Here is a 17,973-nt window from a genome sequence, read left to right as displayed (position 1 = left end):
TGCAAGCACCGCCATGTAATCCTCAAAAAAAGAAAAGAGCATTGGCTGCGCACCGTCCCCATCGATATCAAACCGATTTGGACCGTTGCCGATGTGCCTCGTGTTCAATCCCGGAAGTATGGTTGTGTCAGACGTATCAAGCTCTCCATAGCTAAGCCACGACGCGTGGTATACACATAAATTTGACCGCCATGTCAGATCGTTAATCAAGAAGATGACTATACTCAATGTTTCAATTCTGCTTGGAGAAAACTAGTACATAGTACAGGTTAAAGTTTCGGATATAAACGCTTCAATTTGATACGCGCATCCTTCGTCTTGAACCGCCAGTCCACTTGGGTTAGCGGTTATTTCTATCAGCACTCCATGCTGCCACCTGAGTACGCATCTTTTCAATACAATCGATTTGACCAGCAAGGCATTGCCGTTTCAAAACACTGAGTTCTATTTCTGCAATATTTAACCTGCTTCCGTGTTTGGGAGTATGATGTATTTCAAGACGTTGGGAGAGTTTGCTGGCCTCTTCTGCTGAAAATGTCGCGTATAACGAAGCCGTATTGTGCGTGTTGAGGTTGTCCAGGAGCTGCGGGAATAGGCGTGCGCACCTCGCCAATTAACTGAATGCTTGATTCATCCATGCAGACAACCGGACGCTTTGCATCATATGGACGTGCATATACTTCAAGAATATCTTCCATGGACGCTACAAAACTTGCGTTTTGATTTGGTGGGATTTTCCAATACTTGCTCAGGTGAGGCTTAAGTTAAGTTTTTTAAAGTATTATACACGGTCATAGGGGAGACTGTAGGAACGATTTCTAGTTCAATCATTTTTTCAGCCAGTAGCCTTACCGTCCAACGTTTTCAGCCCTCTGGGGCAGGAGAACATGCCAGCGCCAAGAACTTCGCCTCAAACTCTCCGCCAAATTTAATTTCCCGAGGAGGTTTGACACGTTTTTTGTGTTCAATAGCGGCAGCAAAGCCTTCTTCGACAAACCTTCTTTTTAAGTGTTCAAGGCTTCGAGTGGTAACGCCTAACGCTTCAGCAACCTTGGATACGAGCCTTTTAAGACCGTGTTCACTAGCGTCAAGAAGCAGTAATGCTCGTGCATAGAGCAACGTTTGTGCAGCCCTTTTCCCTTTTGATGAAATTGCCTCAAGTTCTTTTCGCTCCTCTGCCGTCAAAGTCACTCGGTAACGCGATGCCATCACTCCTCCTTTGTTGAGGAGACCTTAACACACAATTATATAATGCGAAGATTTAAATTTTATATTGTACTAGGTGTTGTTTACGGTAATAGTCCTGCTCAAATTGGTCAGGTGAAACATAGCCGATCCCGGCATTCCTACGTTTTCTATTGTAGAAAATTCCAAGGTAGATAAAATATCCTGCACGATTACCAGGTAGAGCCATCCTTCGCCCGTAGGGATGTATGTAATATCCGGAACCCATTTTTCGTTTGGAGCATTGGCAGTGAACTCCCGCGACAACAGGTTCGGTGCATAGTGCTCATCCCGATGCGTTTTCGTATAACGATGCCTACGCACCGTTTGAGATTTCATCCCTTTTGCGGCGAGGACACGCCTTACGGTTTCTGGACAACAGTAAAAACCGACAGTTTCGATTACGTCTTCATGCACCTTCCGGTATCCGTACACTCCGTCACTTTCTCGGTAAGATGCGCTGGCCGCTTGACGGATTTTATCCCGCCGTTTCTGCTGTTCGCTTGGCAAGCGTTTTTGCCAGTCATAGTAACCACTTCTACTGACAGATAAAACGCGGCACAATGAAGCAATCGGATAGAGTCCTTCTTATTTAGCGATCCACGCGTACCTTATAGGGACTCCTTGGCAAAGTACGCCGCTGCCTTTTTTAAAATTTCATTCTCCATGCGGAGGCGGGCATTTTCTTCCCGAATCTTTTTCATCTCATCAGCAGCAGGGATATGCTCAAATTCCGGCGGCACATCTTTAATTTTGCCATACTTTTTAGTCCATTGCCGAATTGACCACGAACTACAGCCAAGCTGATCCGCAGCTTCGTTGTATGAATAGCCCAACTCGGTGACGAGCTTAACGGCGGACTTCTTAAATTCTTCTGAATACTTTCGGTTACTCATGACTGTCTCTCCATGAGCTGACCTTAACCTCTCAGAGACTGTCCGTCATCGATAGGGCACTTCAGGTCTTTGGATAAATAAATTTTCAGGACGGGACAAAGCAAAAGAAGAAGGCCAAATACCAGCTCATGGCCAGCTGGTTCGGCATGCCAAAGGTTATCGCCGAAGCAAGTGAGTATCTGCCCGAGATCTGCATGGTCAAACGTACTCCCAAAACCCTTTACACCTTTAAAGGTGAGCGCATGACCGTTGAAGCAATTTACCGTAAAATCAAAAAAAAGAGCCGATCGAGCAAAAGTTCTCGCAAGTGCTGTTGTCACGATGAACAATGGTAGCTCTGCACGCATCGTTTTCGTGCGTAACAAGCAAAAAAGACTGGCTCGCGCTTTTGTCCACGGATACGAGTCTATCCGATGTCGATGTCGTCCGCATCTATGGAAAACGTTGGGATATCGAAGTCTTTTTCCGTACAATTAAACAGCATCTGGACTTGAAAAAAGGCTGTCAGGCCAGAGATTTCGATGCGCTTATCGCCCACACCACCATTGCTATGATGCAATATATCTTCCTCTCTTTGGATCAAAGACGAAATGACGATCCACGCACCCTCGGTCTGCTTTTTCACGCCTGCTGCGAAGAAATGCGTGACTTGGATTACTTGAAGTCTCTTCAACGGACATTGACTCTGACTGCAGCAAATCTGCTGGAAAACAAACAGGTTGCAGAGCTGTTATGGTAAGTCATGATGGCTGAAGTTCTCAAACAAGCATTCTATATTTACGGCTTAAACAAAGAACAATATCAAAGATCAAGGGGAGTTGCTGCATGACCCACAACTCCGAAAGTCGAGTCTTGTAATTAAAAAAATTACCCAATAGACAACTCTGGAAGTCTAGACACTTCAAAACAACCGCGGCCCACGAATATGTTGCATAATTAATTGCATTCAAATAGGATCGACTCCATAAACTAATAGAAGCTAAGCACAGTCGAAATCATGCTGAGACTTCATTTTACACGCATAACACCCCATATTTTAATAGCAAAACAAACTTATTGACAGGAATTCCCAGACCTTAGCGACCCTACACCACAAGGACGAATGCCATGAAAACACAAATTTTGGACACAACACTTCGCGACGGAAGCTATGCCATCGACTTTCAGTTCACAGCTCAGGATACAGCTGTCATAGCTAAAGAGCTTGAGCTTGCAGGTGTCGATATAATTGAAGTTGGACATGGAGTGGGATTAGGCGCGTCTGAAAAAGGGTTCGGCAAGGCCTTTGAGACCGACAGGGATTATCTGGCCGCAGCGGGCAAAGTGCTGACACGAGCCAAGTACGGCATGTTCTGCATCCCTGGAATCGCCGAGCTTGAAGACATCGATATGGCAGCGGATATGGGAGCACAATTCATTCGAATCGGAACCAACGCAAATGACATAAGCTCTTCTGAGGCTTTTATTGCCCGAGCCAAAAAACATGGCCTCTTTGTCTCAGCTAATTTTATGAAATCATACGTTCTTGAGGCCGAGGATTTCGCTGAAAAAGCCAAACAGACTCAAGAATACGGCTCAGATGTTTTGTGTGTTGTAGACTCCTCGGGTGGCATGCTTTCCTCAGAGTTGAAAAGCTACTTCGAAGCAGTTCAAAGCATTTGTGATATCCCGCTTGGTTTTCACGGCCACAACAACCTCGGACTGGCTGTTGCCCACTCTGTTCAGGCTGTAGAAATGGGAGCGGCAATAGTTGACACTTCGCTGCAGGGCATGGGCCGCAGTGCAGGGAATGCCGCAACAGAATTAGTAGTTGCCGCCCTTGACCGTATGGGAATTGAGACCGGAGTTGACATGCTGCGAGTCATGGATGTGGGTGAAAAGTATGTAAAGCCCCTTATCCGCGGCAACGGACTTTCTTCACTTGATATGGTCACCGGCTTTGCTCAGTTTCACTCCAGTTACATGAGTACAATTCGAAAATATGCCAGTAAATACAACATTGATCCTCGAATCCTTATCATCGAATTGTGTAAAGTCGATAAAGTGGATGCGCCCGAAGATCTGGTTGAGTCAATCGCTTCAGGAATCAGCGAAAAAACAACTCCGCCCTTGACCAGTCGATTTGACTTTACTGCATATCACGGAAATGAGCAGAGCTAAAACAAAATGAGCTACATCGCTGATATTTTTAACAAATTTGAAAATGACCCATATCTGATTGACGCCTCAACCGAGCAGGTTCTGACCTACGGACAGCTCGCTGAAGCTTCCATACGTCTGGCAGACAGACTGAGGGAAGCAGGCTTGAAAAAAGGCTCGAGAATCGGATTACTGCTGCCCGGCTCTGTTGAGTTGGCATGCACCTACTATGCTTGTCTTTTCCTTGGCGCAGTGGCTGTCCCGGTCAACAACAAATACAAAGAGACTGACCGGGAATATATCTTTGCGGCTGCCAGAACGGATATCATCCTGTATACGGACAAAACGGAAGCTCTGCTTCCTGAGACAAAATACTCTTTGCTGAAAATTGACCTGTCAGCATCGGAAGAAGGGGAAGGGTTGTCCCTTTTCAATTCCACTCCCTCCAGCAGGGAACTGTCTGTCCCGGAAATAGACCATGACGCCCTGTTTTCGCTGACGTTCACATCGGGAACCACGGGCAGGCCCAAGGGAATCTTTCATACTGCGAATACCCTTTTTACCAATGCCGCAGCTTTTAAAGATGCCCTTGCCATAACGCCCGCCCACCGCTTTTATCATATCATGCCCATGAGCTACATGGCCGGCTTTCTGAACTGCCTGCTCTGTCCTTTTGTCGCAGGGGCCAGTGTTGTTGTAAACAGGGAATTTGACGCAATGATGGCCATGAACTTCTGGGCCGCCCCGATTAAACACAACGTAAACTGCATGTGGCTGTCTCCTTCCGTACTGAGTATTTTACTTAAAATGGACAGAGGAGAAGAAGGACGCAATTACACAGCAGGTTCAATGAGATTTATCGCCTCATGCACTGCCCCTTTACCTGTTGATGTCAAAAAGGAATTTGAGGAGAAGTACGAAACACCGGTTCTCCCCAGCTTCGGCCTATCTGAAACTTTAATAAATACAATCGACAGACCTGAAGAGCGGGCACCGGACGGGACTGTAGGTAAAGCTCTGACAGGGGTAGTCTTTACCCTGATAAACGAAACAGGGGACACATCCCCCGCAGGGCAGGAAGGCGAAATTCTGATTGAATCACAAGGCCAGATGATAGGTTACCTCAATCCGGAAACAGGAACCCCTGACATCCTGCCAAGAAATCACGCTTTTCCTACCGGAGACCTGGGAATCATAGAAGAAGGCGGACACCTGAGGATCACTGACCGGAAAAAGGATCTTATCATACGGGGCGGCGTCAACATCAGCCCCAAGAAAATCGAAGACTGCCTCTGCATGCATGAACACATAGTTGAAGCTGCGGTAGTAGGCATCCCTGATCCTGCCCAAGGTGAAAAAGTGGCTGCAGCTTTAGTGCTTTCCGGTGATACGGAACTTAAAGACATACGCAAAGAGATCGAAAACTTATGCCAATCAAATCTGGAATCCACAGCATGTCCGGAAATCTTCCGGCAGGCTAAGGACTTCCCGCGCAGTTCGACCGGAAAAGTCAAAAAGACAGATCTCCGCAATATACTTTCAGCAGGATAAAAAGTGACCAGACTAATAGACCTTACACATTTAATTCATGAAGGGATGCTGACCTATGACCGTCCCTGGCATGTTCAGGTGGAAGTCAGCCAGCTTGCACACATTGAAAATCAGGGCCGGGAAACCAGACGGCTGGTTCTTGGAAGCCACACAGGAACCCATGTGGACGCACCAGCACATTTCGTTCAATCCGGAAACACTATCGAAAACCTTTCACTGGAAGCACTGATCGGCCCGGCACGAATTATCGATTATTCTTCTTTGCCCGGATTAACAGAAATATCTGTGGAAATGCTGAAAGAAGAACTCGGAGAAATAATCCCGCAACGGATAATCCTGAGGTATGACTGGGATAAGTACTGGGGCGACGAAAAGTATTATACCGGGCACCCCTACCTCTCCGAACATGCGGCACGCTGGCTGGTCGAAAAAGGAGTCAAGCTTGTCGGGACCGATGCAGCAATGCCGGACAACCCGGAACCTCCAGCCAATTCCCCGGATTCGCCCATCCATAAAATTCTGCTGAAATCAAAGGTTATCCTTCTGGAATATTTATGCAATATCCATCAGCTCACATCTGAAACAGTCACCCTGATGGCCCTCCCGCTGAAGGTGAAAGGGGCTGACGGAGCACCGGTCCGCTGTGTAGCCTATGATGGGTTGATGAACTTCGAAGAAAAATAAAAAGCATTCCTTTGATCCGCTTTATTTTTAAATAACACGACACCCCAATAAACCCTTAGATATGTTCAACTATACAAAAAAAGAAATGATTGCCGCCCTGCAAAATGTAGGGATAGCCACAGGTGATATTGTATTATTTTACCTCAGCCTCGGAATGCTCGGTCTTGGTGAAGGAGTAACCAGCCAGGAACGCATGAATGAACTGTTTCTTGAATGCGCCCGGGAAGCTCTTGGGCCAGAAGGGACAATCCTTATCCCCTGCTATTCATACTCGTTATGCAAAGGAGAACTGTTCGATGCAGACTCCACCCCCGGAACCATCGGCCCCTTTCCGGAATTTTTCAGAAACCAGCCGCAGGTAATACGTTCAAAAGAGCCGATTCTATCCATTTGCGGCCAAGGGCCGGCGGCACAGGACTTATTTCATAACCTCCCCAAAACAACATATGGACGCGAAAGTGTATACGAACGGTTAATAGAAAATAAAGCAAAGATATGCACGGTAGGATTACGTCTGAACTGGGCAACTTACAGACATTACATTGAAGAAATAGCAGAAGTTCCCTTCAGATATAGAAAGTACTTCCGCGGACCAGTTCTGAAAGACGGAAAAATATGCGAAGAACAATGGACATACAGCGTGCGCTTATGGCCTGAAAATGCGGACCCGGACGGTATAAGACTGGCTGAAATGGCTGTAGCCGATGGAGTATGCTCTTCTGTCAGGTTAGGACGCAATTCAATTTACTGTATCGAAGCAGGGGAATATTTCGAATATGCCTGCAAACAATTCAAAAAAGATCCATGGCTCAGTGCAAAAGGTCCTGCTGCGGACCCCATTGAACTGGAAGAAAACCGTGTTCCTGTAAAAAAATATAATATTTCAATTAATCCGGACGCATCACTACAGGAAATTGTTGACACCCTGACTCCATTGCCGCGACACGTCATGTCTGATGCATATAATTCTGCTCTGAACTCACTAAGCAAAGCCGCACCGCTTGAAATCCATGATTTCTATACCGGAGCAGAGGGGCTGAATCTTATTGTACCCGAAAAATGGACCTGTCATGAGGCATCCCTGACCTCAGCCGATGGCGTCGCCATTTCAAGCCATGACAACCCGCTCCATGTGGGGGGCCATTCTACAAGCTTTGAAGGCAATCTTTCATGGGACGAACTATCAGAACATCTTGTTACAGGTGAAAAAAACTATCTTCCGCTGACGTCAAATATCAATCGGCCTACATGGTCATTTGCTGTTTCAGACGATCAGAAGAAAAAAATGGCAGGCCAGTCCTGTTCCGTTTCAATTAAAGCTGATTTTTCTTTTAATAAAATGAGAATAGGCGAGATTAACGTTAAAGGTAAATCAGATAAAACCATACTGCTCGCAACATATCTCGATGGAGCATGCGTAAATAACAAAGGTCTATATGGCGTATCCTGCGGAATAGAACTGATGCGCTGCCTCCAGAAACGTAAAGAACTGAATCATTCTTACAAACTGCTCATTATGCCGCATAATTTTGGACCGGACCTCTGGCTCAAGCAGCACAAAGACACCCTCCCCTCAGCATGTCTGAACCTGGAAATGGACAGCTGGGCCGACCTGAGCGTTGCGACAAAGCCACACCCCTGGTTCAACAGAATTGAGTGCGATGATTGCTTGCCGAGTTCTGAGGATACGGCTGCTTTTCAGACAACAGGAGTGCCTGCTTTTTCTCTTGTCTCTCAAGGAAAAACCCGCAAAGCAGAAGAAACCGTCTCGCAATTACTTAAGATTATCGACAATTTTGAAGGGACCGGATTGACTGGACCTGATCATCCAGCCAAGTCCTGACCGGCAGAATAACGCGGATTACCCCGCGCAAAAAACGGAGCTATAAAAAGGCCTCCCCCGGTACACCTGCTTCCAATTGACAAATCCTCCATTGGAGAGGTTGTCCTTTTTAAGCATTTATGCAATTTATTTCCCTCTGCTGTTTCAAAGATGGTTATATCTTTGACCCGGTACAGAATTTAACCAACTCATAATTTCATATATATTCATGGAGACAACATGTTAACAGAAACTGAAAGCTTTGTTATCGAACAGCTTGAAAAGGTAAAAGAAATTCCTGCCTCATCTGATGAAGAAAAGAAAAACTTCAACTTTATCGATGAGGGGCATATTGATTCGTTTGGAATTATGAACCTTGTCCTTACAGTGGAAGACAAATTCAATGTCCAGTTGACGCAAGATCATTTCCAGAGTGAGGAGATCAGGACTGTTTCCGGAATGGCTAAAATAATCAACGACCTGAAAGGCTAAAACAATGCTTCAAGTTCCATCTGACGTTATCATTTTACTGGGCCCCAATGAAAGCTACATCGTATACAACGTATTTTCCAGAACCTGCCTTGCGCTGGACGCTGAAGCCCTGAACTGCTTCAGAAAACTGGAAAAGGACGCGCAGTGCAACAATGAGTCTCATGGAACTGTCTGGGAAATCGGCTGGTTTTCAAATGATGACGGTTTACTGGCCGACCCCACAAGAATTATCCGCGAAAAAGAAAACTGGCCTGCTCCGCAAAAAATGTCCGGAGAGGAACTAAAAGCTCTTTTTCTGAAAAACAGCTTTCTGGTTGAAGATCTGGAAACATACAGGGAGCGGTTTTCCCTGAAAAAAGGCCTTCTGGACTTCAATCATTTCGGCAATTTCCACCAGCAGTTAGGCCAGCACCTGCTCACCGTAAAACGCGAAGACCCCGTCAAATGGTGGTATAACCAGAAATTTACTGAAGATTTAAGTCAGATAAAAAAAAACCTGTACCATAGTGTACAGGAAAATTACCTGAAACAATATCTCCCCGGAATTTTAAATTCCGAGACATCTATTGTCGATCTGGGGTGCGGGGTAGGATATTACAGCAAACATATGGCTTCCCTTGGCGCACAGGTTTTAGCGGTAGATCCCAACACCCATTATTTGGAACTGGCAGCTGATGACCTGCCCGAAAACTTAAAAACGATGAACGCGCCTATCGGCCAACCGAATGCCTTAGATAAAATCGAAAGCAATAGCGTGGACTATGTATTCATGAGTGACGCGCTGCTTTTCTATTTCGTGCCAGAAACACCGGATCAGCAAGGCGACATCAGCATCCTGATGAATGACATACACAGAATTCTGAAACCCAACGGCAAGTTCATCAGTGTTGAGCCCAACTCCACCTTCTTTCTGGCTCCCTGGTTCGGCGATGATCAACACCCGTTTACAATTCTCTCAGAATACAGAAACCGAAATTTCAATATAGTCGCTCCCCAGTCAGACATGATCAAAGCTATTCTGCCTTTCGGTTTTAATGTATCGATGATTGACGACATGTATTCAAGTTCCGAAATTGAAGATAAACGGGCGCACTCTTTTGCCAAAGAATTTCCCGTTTGGCAGATTATTGAATTCAGCAAAGTCTAAGTTGAGCACCTATGTCCGCAGTTCTCGGTTTAAGCCACTTATGTATTGGGACTTATCCTCTGGATTCTTCAATAAATGAGGCTTTTGCCTCTTTGGGATATGCTGAAAAATTCACTGAATTGAATTTAGCGAATCCACAGGAAAAAGAATCCCTTGTAAGAGAATGGACGGATGCGCTCCAAATGCAGTTTCAAGTAGGAACAAATCTGCCCTGTATTGAACTCCTGCATCACCACGGCAGGACTGCACAACCCCCGTCCCGTTACGGAATATCTTTAATTCCAGCCGGAAAAAATATACCGCAGAAGAACGAGCAGCTGGCTCCTCTCGGGATTAATCTTGTTTCGGAATTTCCGGAAAATGCAATCAGCGGAAAATATTCCGTACAGCTGTCGACCAGCAGCATTGAGGAATCTTTAAAATTCTGGAAGGAAGGAATCGGGCTTAAAGTTGTGGGGCAGGAAGATGAAAACTGCTATTTAAATCACCGCTCAATAAGTCCTACATGGAATTTCAATTTAACTATAACTTCTCATTCCGGGAAAGCAGAGCCGATGTTCCTTGATGACTTAGGCTGTTCCTGCGTCAGCTTCTGGGTGCGTGACATTGAAAAAACCATAGAACATCTAAGAAGCAATAACGCCTCATTTACAGGCAATAAATTTGATCTCATCGTCAACGGTAAAACCGTTGCCGCCGCATTTGTCCGTGGCCCGCATGGCGAGATGATAGAACTGCTCGAATTCTCCTGACCATCAAGCTTTATTCTACCGCTGATCACTTCTCAACGTTCTTAACCAGACCGTGCTCAGTCATGATTTTCGCAATTGGCACAAGATCACTGAGATTGCATTCGCTTATTGTTGCAATATCAAACAATGAATGGTTTCCGTCAGCGTAAGATAAGAAATTCAACCGGTTGTAAATCTCTGAAAAATCCTCGCGTCTAGTTATGCTCGGATACAGCCCCCTTTTGCCCAATTGCGGCTCACACAATACAGTTGCGCGGGGATAGAGCCCGATCTCGAACGCATCAATAATATTTTTCATAACCTTGAAACTTGCAGCAAGACCTTCCGGATTAACCAGAGACAGATCATCCGCACTGGTGTGGTACTCCGGGTAATCACCGTATCTGGTACGACAAAAACCGCACAGGGGAAGATCAATACCGGGAGCACAATACTGACGCTCGTCAGACCCCCTGTAGAGATACGAAAATTTCTTGGCATTAGGCAAATTGATAAAGCTACTTTCCAAAGCCTTGTCAGCAAGCGAATTTCCCAGTCTGGACTCAATGTGGCTATAAGCCTGATCATCCCCTACGCAGGATAACACAAAACCACATTTTATTTTTTTCTTCATTTCCATATAATTTTTACTCAGGTAGGCAATTGCACCAATAGTTTCGGGCACAAAAGCAAACCGGTAAGACATACGGGGATTCGGATAAGTCTCTTTGATATACCTGATTAATTCTAATGAAAGAGCCGGTCCAGATAATTCATTGTTAGCCATCGAAGGGTGGCAGACATATGTTGAAAAGAAAACTTCGCTTTTGGTTTCACCCGGAATAAATACATCTGCCAGATGCAATTTACCAGGTCCCTTAGTCGCATTAATATCAACATGGTACATTCCCTCTGGCAGACTTTTCTTTTGGTTTTCGCTAATACAAAACCCCCAACACTCATTATAATATGAAGTCACATAAGGGATCGCATCAGGCAATTCGGGAATGGTATATAAATGTTCAAGCAGATCTTCCTTGGATATAGTTAAGGAGCATGGAGTTGAATAGCCGAGAACATGAAGATTATTTTCTGAAAAGTCAGCGATTACAAGTCCGGATTCGTGCTTTAAGGTTGCACCATATATATTCCACTCATCCGGAATTTCCCAATCGAATACAACTTCTCCTGATTCAAACGTGTGCACTTCAAGATCATCACTGATTCCTTTAATATAATCCAGCGTTGAAACAACCCCATGACCGGTAAGAGATCTGGGGTAATCCCACAAATCTTTAATCACTTGAATCATATTATGCCCCGAACTCATCAACTTCTCCTGAACACTTAAATCAAAATTTTTCATATTAGTTCTAAAATCTACAGCTTGGTCACAAACAACATCCGTATGGGGTGTCCGGGCTTGTTGATCATCTCACTCTGGATGACCCGGTAGGTACGGTAATCGAGTCCGGTGCAGTATTCTCGCACAGCGACATCTTCCGCGTCCCCGCCGGGATGCCCGGCATAGATGGCAATACAGAGCATGCCGCCCTTGGCGAGTATCTCAAGGGAAGCCTTTATTGCTTCGAGAGTTGTTTCACACTTGGTTATGACCGTCTTATCACTTCCCGGCAGGAAGCCGAGATTGAACATGACCGCGTTGACCCGCCCATGAAACTCAGCAGGAATAAGCTCTGCCATATTCTCATGCCCGGAATGAAAAACGGTCCAGTTTTCGGGCAGGCACTCCTCATTAAGCCGCTGCTCGGTCTGCTTGACCGCATCTTCCTGAATATCAAATCCAAACACGTGCCCACCGACACCGGCTTTTTCTGAAAGAAAAACTGTGTCGTAGCCGTTGCCAACTGTGGCATCAACGGCAACACAGCCCGGCTCAAGCACTTCGCAAAGCACTGACTTGGCAAAAGAAAGAATATTGTTGGAAATCATATTAAGTCGAATCCCCACTAAAAGGTTTTGGGATTCTTAAACCCTTTTGCAAATGGGTTTAAGGCCCCCGGCAGGGCCGCCGGAGGCATTCAGAACTAAAATTTTAAATACTTATTAAGCTTGCCGGACTTGGAGAACTGACGTTCAGTGGTTCCGAAAGTAGTGGTTCCGCTGATAGTATAAGAAGAATTCGGCAACCTCTTCCAATCAAGGGTGGCACTGCCCTTGGCGGTTACCGGAATGGGCTGACCACAACTGAAAGAATTGAGCTGAAACTGTTTCCCGGCCAGTACGGCATTCACGTTTACGTCCTCGGCAATCAGTCCGCCGGGTATTTCAACCTCGTCGGAACGGACCACAAGACTGCCAGTACGCGGAGGAGCACCCCACTTTGGAAACCCCACATCAGAAGTAACACGCACCTTGCCGCCCAGCCCGTCCATTTGGATCAGCTTGGCCAAGTCGACACCACCACCGAGAGTCAGGGACTTGGTCTGAAACAACCGCGCTGTCAGCGTCGGCCCGGTCTTGACCCGCACTTCAAGCAGCGGTGAAAAGCCAAGGGATACGCCCAGTTGAGGAACGGTAACCGTCAGCCCTTTCTGGGTAGTCACGTAGACATCGGTTACTTCGAAAGAGAATGGCCCGGCACTTATAAAATCGCCCCACTGAATGGTGGCTTTGGAAATTTTGGAATCTGCCAGTTTGAAAGCCTGTGACCAGGCAATTTCCCACGGCATAAACAGGAAAGCACCGAGAATCAGCCCGGCCAGAAAAAGAAAAAAAGTCTTAATTATCTTCTTGAAGGAAAATTTGAAGGAAATATTTGGAATGAATTTCATCCGGCCGACCTACCTGAAAAGAATGATCTGCACATCAGCCAACTCAGGGGAGTCCAGCCTGTGATTGATATTGAAATTTGTAACCTTCAAAGCTCCGCGCACTTTAAAATCACGCAACAAAGCCACCAGTTCCGGCAGATTAAGGGATTCTAACAACACCTGCACCCCCTGACCGGAATTAGATCCACCTTGCAACGGGCGAAGGGAAGTCAATCTTGTATCAAGGCCAAGATCACGAATCACCTGTTGTGCTGCGGTCATGGGCTCGCGATTCACCAGTGCGCCACGGGATGATTCACCGGCTTTCAATTGCTCCACCAACGGAACGACCTTGGCATATTTCTGCTTACTGGAAAGCGTAATCCGCTCAGCCTTGGACTGAGAATCGCTAAACCCGGACCAGATCATGAAGACAATCAGTGCCCAGCCCGCAACCAGAGCAGTAAAAAAAAGTTTCTGTTTTTCAGCAGGCCAATCCTGCCATATGTAAAATCTTTCCAGATCCATTATATTACCTGAGATTAGCGGTTATATTCAGCGCGCAGGCTGATGCTGATGCCGCCTTCAATGTTGGTGGCCTGTTCAAGAACAAAATTAAACTGGCTGTTTGCGGCCAGCTTTTCCATCATAGCATCAAGTTCTTCGTAGCTGCTGACTTTGCCCCGGATATTACCGGAATCCGCGCCAAGAGAAAATCCTTCGATTTCAATACCCACCGGAGCACTGTTGCTGAGCACGGCCAGCAGACCGAGAACATCAACACCTCCGCCGTCGCCACCACTTTTCAGCTGATCCAATTTGTAAAGAATCTTGCCATAGGGATCAGAGCCGTGATTCGGGCCAAGTGCACTGACATAAACTTCCTTAAGCTTGCCGCGCCACTCTTCAGCCTGCTGCCGGCTTTGCTGCCAGCGGTGATACTGCCCGGCAATAAAAAACAGACCTATCAGCGAAACCAGCACCGCAGCTACCGCGTAGGGTTTGTAATCAATAGTCACAGACTTGTCAGAACCGGAACCTGACCGGAGCCCGTTCACCAGATTAAGTCTGGCCCAACGGATTTTCTTTCTGGCAAAAACCTCACAGGCTTTATCCAAATTCATCAATTCCGGATCACCATCCAGCCCGAAACGATCAAATCTGCTTTTGAACTCCTCGTCACCGCCACGGAAATAAGTAAGTTCATCACCGCAGGCAAGAATACGCATACCCTGCCCTTTCCAGCTCCAGACAGATAAACCTTCTGCAACCGCTGCTCTCCAGCTGACGGTAAAAGCGGAAGTAAGGACCGTTGCTTTGGCAAGAACATCACGATGCCGCTCCAGAAAACGATCCAACAAATAATGACCGATATAGCCCAGTACGGCGTCTCCGGAAGGACGCAATACCTTGAACTCCTCTTCCTGCACAGGAAAGGAATAATTCATCTGCATCATGGTCGCGGACTTGGCGTGACGGGATTTGATAGCTCCACGGGGCTTAAAGAAAAAGAAAAGGGGATCAGGCAAAAGGGCAACCACCGGATGTCTGTTCTTTTCAGCAGGACCTTCCGATTCGGTAAGGCTTTTGCCGTCAAACATCATCCACTGATGCTCATTTCCCTTGAATGAGAGGAAATATACTATCTTTTGTTTATTAAAGGCCATCTATGGCTTTGTCCTATACCTTTTAGCAGTGTGTTTGTCTATTTATTGGTCTTCCGCAAAGGTTACGGAAAGATCGTTCTGGTAGACCAGAGAGCACTCCCCGATCTCCAAACTGTTATCGCGAGAAATAATATACCGCTTAACCACGGTGCAGTCACCTACGGTGGCACCCACCTTGACCTCGAAATATTTCGAATTGACGCCAAAATTATTTGACATGTCGAGATAGGTATCTGAGTCGGCAGACAATCCGGTAACTGAAAGAACCTGACTGATATCAGTAAATCCCCGTGTCCTGCGCCAATGCATTATACTGTCCACCCGTTTACCCAGTTCAGGCAGATATGCCAGCAGGGTTTCACGGGATGCAAAATTTATATTGATCTTCCCAGAACCCCAGACCGTAAAATGATCATCCACCCATTCCCGCCCCAGATCGGACCAGCCGCGGACGAGCAATATCTCTTCCGGAGTTTTCAAATAGCTGCCACGCGGAGAATATGCGGGGAACTGGGAGGAATAAAAGAAATTATCCATCTTAGCCAGCTTGGAATTAATGTTGACCCCAATCCAAATAGATAGACTGCCGGCCATGGATTTAACATCCATTCCCCTGCCGAGCATTCGACCTAAAATCAGAAGGCTTTTTTGTCTATCCCTCCTTCTCACAAAATCATTGGCATTTATCTTTGCATTGCAGGGTATTATTTCTATTTCCAGACCGTCATCCTTGAATTTGCGAACCCACCTTTCACGTGGAGTATCCGAAAAAGGAGTTTTATCGTCCTTCAACAAATCATAAGCCATATACAAAGCCTCCTCAGCTTTGAACCCGGCTTCATATTCATTGCGCATCCGACTGGCTTCTACTGCACCGCGGGAGCTGACTTCAATAGTCATCAAAGTCAGGCTGGATAAAGCCATAAACAAAACCAAAACAATGACCAGCACTACTCCCTTTGAATCTTTGTCAAAATTATTCCGTGGCATAAGGAAACCTCTCGACAATCGTAACTCCCTGACCATCATCAAATTTCAATTTCAGCCTGAATGCCTTGACCGTGGACTGCCCACTGGCTGCCCGGGCAGTCTGTTGGGAACGTGATATCCAGATATTCTTGTCAGCGTCCAGAAACTCCATTTCCCAGGATTCCAAACCACGCATTAAAAAAAATGAATTTTCAAACTCAAGATCGGGTGATTTTTCGAACCGACGGATTATATTTGAAGAGAAATCCCAATTCACAACAATCGGCCCAGCCCCCTCCAACAACACATTATGGCTGGTCTCAAGGCTGAAGCCCCTGCTCTCAACCCCTATAGGTCTGCCGGGGCGGATATTCTGCAAATCCCGATGCAGGATACGCCGCAGGGTGAACATACGAGAAGAGAGTCCGGCACTGGAACGAACAACTTCGTTGTTGGTTACAGACTGCCCCAAGACCATAGCAACCATACTCATCAGCAGCCCGGAAAGAACCAGTCCGATAAGCACTTCAATAAGTGAAAATCCCCCCTGTGAATCAGGCAGGGTATGGCTGCGTTGGAAAAATTTCATTAAAACTGCTTTTTCTTGTGTGAAACCCGGTAAATCTTCCATTCAAGGGTGTAGTCATCACTACGGGTTTCCAAAGTGTAAAACCCTTTACCGACGGAGGAAACTGTCTCCAGTCCCACCCTGAAACTTCCTTCAGGAGGTCCGGGCCAAGATGCCCACCCCGAAGAAACCATATTCAACCTATCTGGATACTTATGTCCCAGAATATCCTGCGACAAATTCAGGACATTCCATGAATCCTTGGACGACTGGGCCATAAGCGCACTCTGCCTTTGCACACCAAGAAAACTTATGGAAAGAGTTGCAGCAATGGTTAAAGCAACAATGATCTCAATCAAAGAAAAACCATTCTTACGGGCCACAACTATATCTCCCCGAAACGGACTGCCAAAGGATCCAGAACAACTGTCAAGCCATCGGAAAAAACCAAGCGCACTTCATCACTGAACCCTTCAGGGTAAATGATGAATTCTACCCCGCTGTCATCAATGGGATATTCATTAAAATGTCCACTGCTGACTTCTGACGGGAGAGAAACTTCTTCGCCGTTCCATTTTAGCAGCCCGTTCTCGAAATCAATATACACAGACTGCCGGGAATCAGTTAGCACCGCTTCCGTTCTTGCCTCATAAATAAAGGAGTTGGCGAGACTAAGGCTATCGTCACCCCGGTCTCCGGCAAGATCAAGATTGGGCATGAGCGTAAACCAGCCCATGCCCACAATAAACAGAACAATTAAAAGTTCTATGAAAGTCAGTCCGCCTGAAAAACGGCGGGCAGCATGTGTATTCATAATATGTTATTAAGCCCGGCTATTCCCAGCTCTTGATGTCGGCATCGTAATCTTCGCCGCCTTCCATGCCGTCAGCTCCGAGAGAAATCAGTTCATAAGGACGATCTTCTTCGCCGGGGCTTCTGTATATGTAGTCGTAACCCCAGGGGTCAACAGGGGCTGCGGCGGAATCCAGATAACCACCTTTGCGGTAATTACGAGGAACAGGACGACTTTCCGGCTTGGTAATCAGAGCCTGAAGTCCCTGCTCGGTGGTGGGATAGCGTCCGGTATCCAGCTTGTACAGCTTTAAAGCTGAATCAAGGGCCTTCATATCCATCTTGGCCTTGGTGACTCTGGCCTCGTTGGGACGGTCCATAATTTTAGGAACCAGCATGGAGGCCAGCAGGCCGAGAATAACAATTACAATCATCAACTCGATAAGACTGAAACCACGCTGACCTTTTTTAAGCTCAGCAATACGAATTCTTTTTTTCTGCATAATTTCCTCTACTT

21 protein-coding genes and 1 pseudogene are annotated in these 17,973 nt (G+C 46.3%); 9 read left to right on the top strand and 13 right to left on the bottom strand.

Going from position 1 to position 17,973, the window contains the following annotated elements:
• Window positions 1-269: 269 nt before the first annotated feature.
• The 3 genes and pseudogenes from FMS18_RS05775 to FMS18_RS05765 form a co-directional block, all read right to left on the bottom strand.
• Window positions 270-1,209 (bottom strand): annotated as a pseudogene (locus tag FMS18_RS05775) (helix-turn-helix domain-containing protein).
• Window positions 1,210-1,278: 69 nt separating this feature from the next.
• Window positions 1,279-1,734 (bottom strand): IS3 family transposase, encoded by a 456-nt coding sequence (locus FMS18_RS05770; protein ID WP_163292800.1) that lies wholly within the window; start codon window positions 1,732-1,734, stop codon window positions 1,279-1,281.
• A 101-nt stretch (window positions 1,735-1,835) separates the two neighbouring features.
• Window positions 1,836-2,120: a transposase gene (locus FMS18_RS05765; protein WP_163292799.1), complete on the bottom strand. Its 285-nt coding sequence runs from the start codon at window positions 2,118-2,120 to the stop codon at window positions 1,836-1,838.
• 146 nt (window positions 2,121-2,266) lie between these two features.
• Between FMS18_RS05765 and FMS18_RS05760 the strand changes: the two genes are divergently transcribed.
• The 9 genes from FMS18_RS05760 (at window position 2,267) to FMS18_RS05720 (ending at window position 10,707) form a co-directional block, all read left to right on the top strand.
• Window positions 2,267-2,455 carry a hypothetical protein gene (locus FMS18_RS05760; RefSeq protein ID WP_163292798.1) on the top strand — a complete coding sequence of 63 codons (189 nt, stop codon included), beginning with the start codon at window positions 2,267-2,269 and terminating at the stop codon, window positions 2,453-2,455.
• Window positions 2,449-2,859, top strand: a complete 411-nt coding sequence (locus FMS18_RS05755) for a transposase (protein WP_163292797.1) — start codon at window positions 2,449-2,451, stop codon at window positions 2,857-2,859. Before FMS18_RS05760 ends, FMS18_RS05755 begins: the two co-directional genes overlap by 7 nt.
• A gap of 368 nt (window positions 2,860-3,227) precedes the next feature.
• Entirely contained in the window at window positions 3,228-4,280 is a 1,053-nt protein-coding gene (locus tag FMS18_RS05750) for a 4-hydroxy-2-oxovalerate aldolase (RefSeq protein ID WP_163292796.1), read from the top strand.
• A gap of 6 nt (window positions 4,281-4,286) precedes the next feature.
• Complete coding sequence (locus FMS18_RS05745; RefSeq protein ID WP_163292795.1) at window positions 4,287-5,810, top strand: class I adenylate-forming enzyme family protein; 1,524 nt, start codon at window positions 4,287-4,289, stop codon at window positions 5,808-5,810.
• Between the two features lie 3 nt (window positions 5,811-5,813).
• Window positions 5,814-6,494: a cyclase family protein gene (locus FMS18_RS05740; protein WP_163292794.1), complete on the top strand. Its 681-nt coding sequence runs from the start codon at window positions 5,814-5,816 to the stop codon at window positions 6,492-6,494.
• A 61-nt stretch (window positions 6,495-6,555) separates the two neighbouring features.
• On the top strand, window positions 6,556-8,337 hold the full coding sequence (locus tag FMS18_RS05735) for a DUF4910 domain-containing protein (RefSeq protein ID WP_163292793.1): 1,782 nt from the start codon (window positions 6,556-6,558) through the stop codon (window positions 8,335-8,337).
• Between the two features lie 219 nt (window positions 8,338-8,556).
• Window positions 8,557-8,808, top strand: a complete 252-nt coding sequence (locus tag FMS18_RS05730; protein ID WP_163292792.1) for an acyl carrier protein — start codon at window positions 8,557-8,559, stop codon at window positions 8,806-8,808.
• Between the two features lie 4 nt (window positions 8,809-8,812).
• Window positions 8,813-9,955, top strand: a complete 1,143-nt coding sequence (locus FMS18_RS05725; protein ID WP_163292791.1) for a bifunctional 2-polyprenyl-6-hydroxyphenol methylase/3-demethylubiquinol 3-O-methyltransferase UbiG — start codon at window positions 8,813-8,815, stop codon at window positions 9,953-9,955.
• A gap of 182 nt (window positions 9,956-10,137) precedes the next feature.
• Complete coding sequence (locus FMS18_RS05720; RefSeq protein WP_163292790.1) at window positions 10,138-10,707, top strand: VOC family protein; 570 nt, start codon at window positions 10,138-10,140, stop codon at window positions 10,705-10,707.
• Between the two features lie 25 nt (window positions 10,708-10,732).
• Here FMS18_RS05720 and FMS18_RS05715 read toward each other — a convergent pair whose 3' ends face one another.
• The 10 genes from FMS18_RS05715 to gspG form a co-directional block, all read right to left on the bottom strand.
• Window positions 10,733-12,052: a DUF4910 domain-containing protein gene (locus FMS18_RS05715; RefSeq protein WP_203544541.1), complete on the bottom strand. Its 1,320-nt coding sequence runs from the start codon at window positions 12,050-12,052 to the stop codon at window positions 10,733-10,735.
• Window positions 12,053-12,066: 14 nt separating this feature from the next.
• Complete coding sequence (locus FMS18_RS05710; protein ID WP_163292789.1) at window positions 12,067-12,639, bottom strand: class I SAM-dependent methyltransferase; 573 nt, start codon at window positions 12,637-12,639, stop codon at window positions 12,067-12,069.
• A 95-nt stretch (window positions 12,640-12,734) separates the two neighbouring features.
• The gene (locus tag FMS18_RS05705) at window positions 12,735-13,481 is read right to left on the bottom strand and encodes a hypothetical protein (protein WP_163292788.1); all 747 of its coding nucleotides are present in this window, start codon (window positions 13,479-13,481) and stop codon (window positions 12,735-12,737) included.
• Between the two features lie 9 nt (window positions 13,482-13,490).
• On the bottom strand, window positions 13,491-13,988 hold the full coding sequence (gspM, locus tag FMS18_RS05700; RefSeq protein ID WP_163292787.1) for a type II secretion system protein GspM: 498 nt from the start codon (window positions 13,986-13,988) through the stop codon (window positions 13,491-13,493).
• Window positions 13,989-14,002: 14 nt separating this feature from the next.
• A complete protein-coding gene (locus FMS18_RS05695; protein ID WP_163292786.1) occupies window positions 14,003-15,127 on the bottom strand; it encodes a hypothetical protein in 1,125 nt (374 codons plus the stop codon).
• Window positions 15,128-15,169: 42 nt separating this feature from the next.
• A complete protein-coding gene (locus FMS18_RS05690) occupies window positions 15,170-16,117 on the bottom strand; it encodes a general secretion pathway protein GspK (RefSeq protein ID WP_163292785.1) in 948 nt (315 codons plus the stop codon).
• On the bottom strand, window positions 16,104-16,685 hold the full coding sequence (locus tag FMS18_RS05685; protein ID WP_163292784.1) for a type II secretion system protein J: 582 nt from the start codon (window positions 16,683-16,685) through the stop codon (window positions 16,104-16,106). The genes FMS18_RS05690 and FMS18_RS05685 overlap by 14 nt, the downstream gene beginning before the upstream one ends.
• Complete coding sequence (locus FMS18_RS05680; RefSeq protein ID WP_163292783.1) at window positions 16,685-17,047, bottom strand: type II secretion system protein; 363 nt, start codon at window positions 17,045-17,047, stop codon at window positions 16,685-16,687. Before FMS18_RS05680 ends, FMS18_RS05685 begins: the two co-directional genes overlap by 1 nt.
• Before the next feature lie 2 nt (window positions 17,048-17,049).
• Entirely contained in the window at window positions 17,050-17,478 is a 429-nt protein-coding gene (locus FMS18_RS05675; protein WP_163292782.1) for a Tfp pilus assembly protein FimT/FimU, read from the bottom strand.
• A gap of 19 nt (window positions 17,479-17,497) precedes the next feature.
• On the bottom strand, window positions 17,498-17,959 hold the full coding sequence (gspG, locus tag FMS18_RS05670; RefSeq protein WP_163292781.1) for a type II secretion system major pseudopilin GspG: 462 nt from the start codon (window positions 17,957-17,959) through the stop codon (window positions 17,498-17,500).
• Window positions 17,960-17,973: the final 14 nt, after the last annotated feature.

Origin of the sequence: Desulfovibrio sp. JC022 (assembly GCF_010470665.1) — a bacterium.
Taxonomy (GTDB): Bacteria; Desulfobacterota; Desulfovibrionia; order Desulfovibrionales; family Desulfovibrionaceae; genus Maridesulfovibrio.
This window is presented reverse-complemented; position numbering and strand designations above follow the sequence as displayed.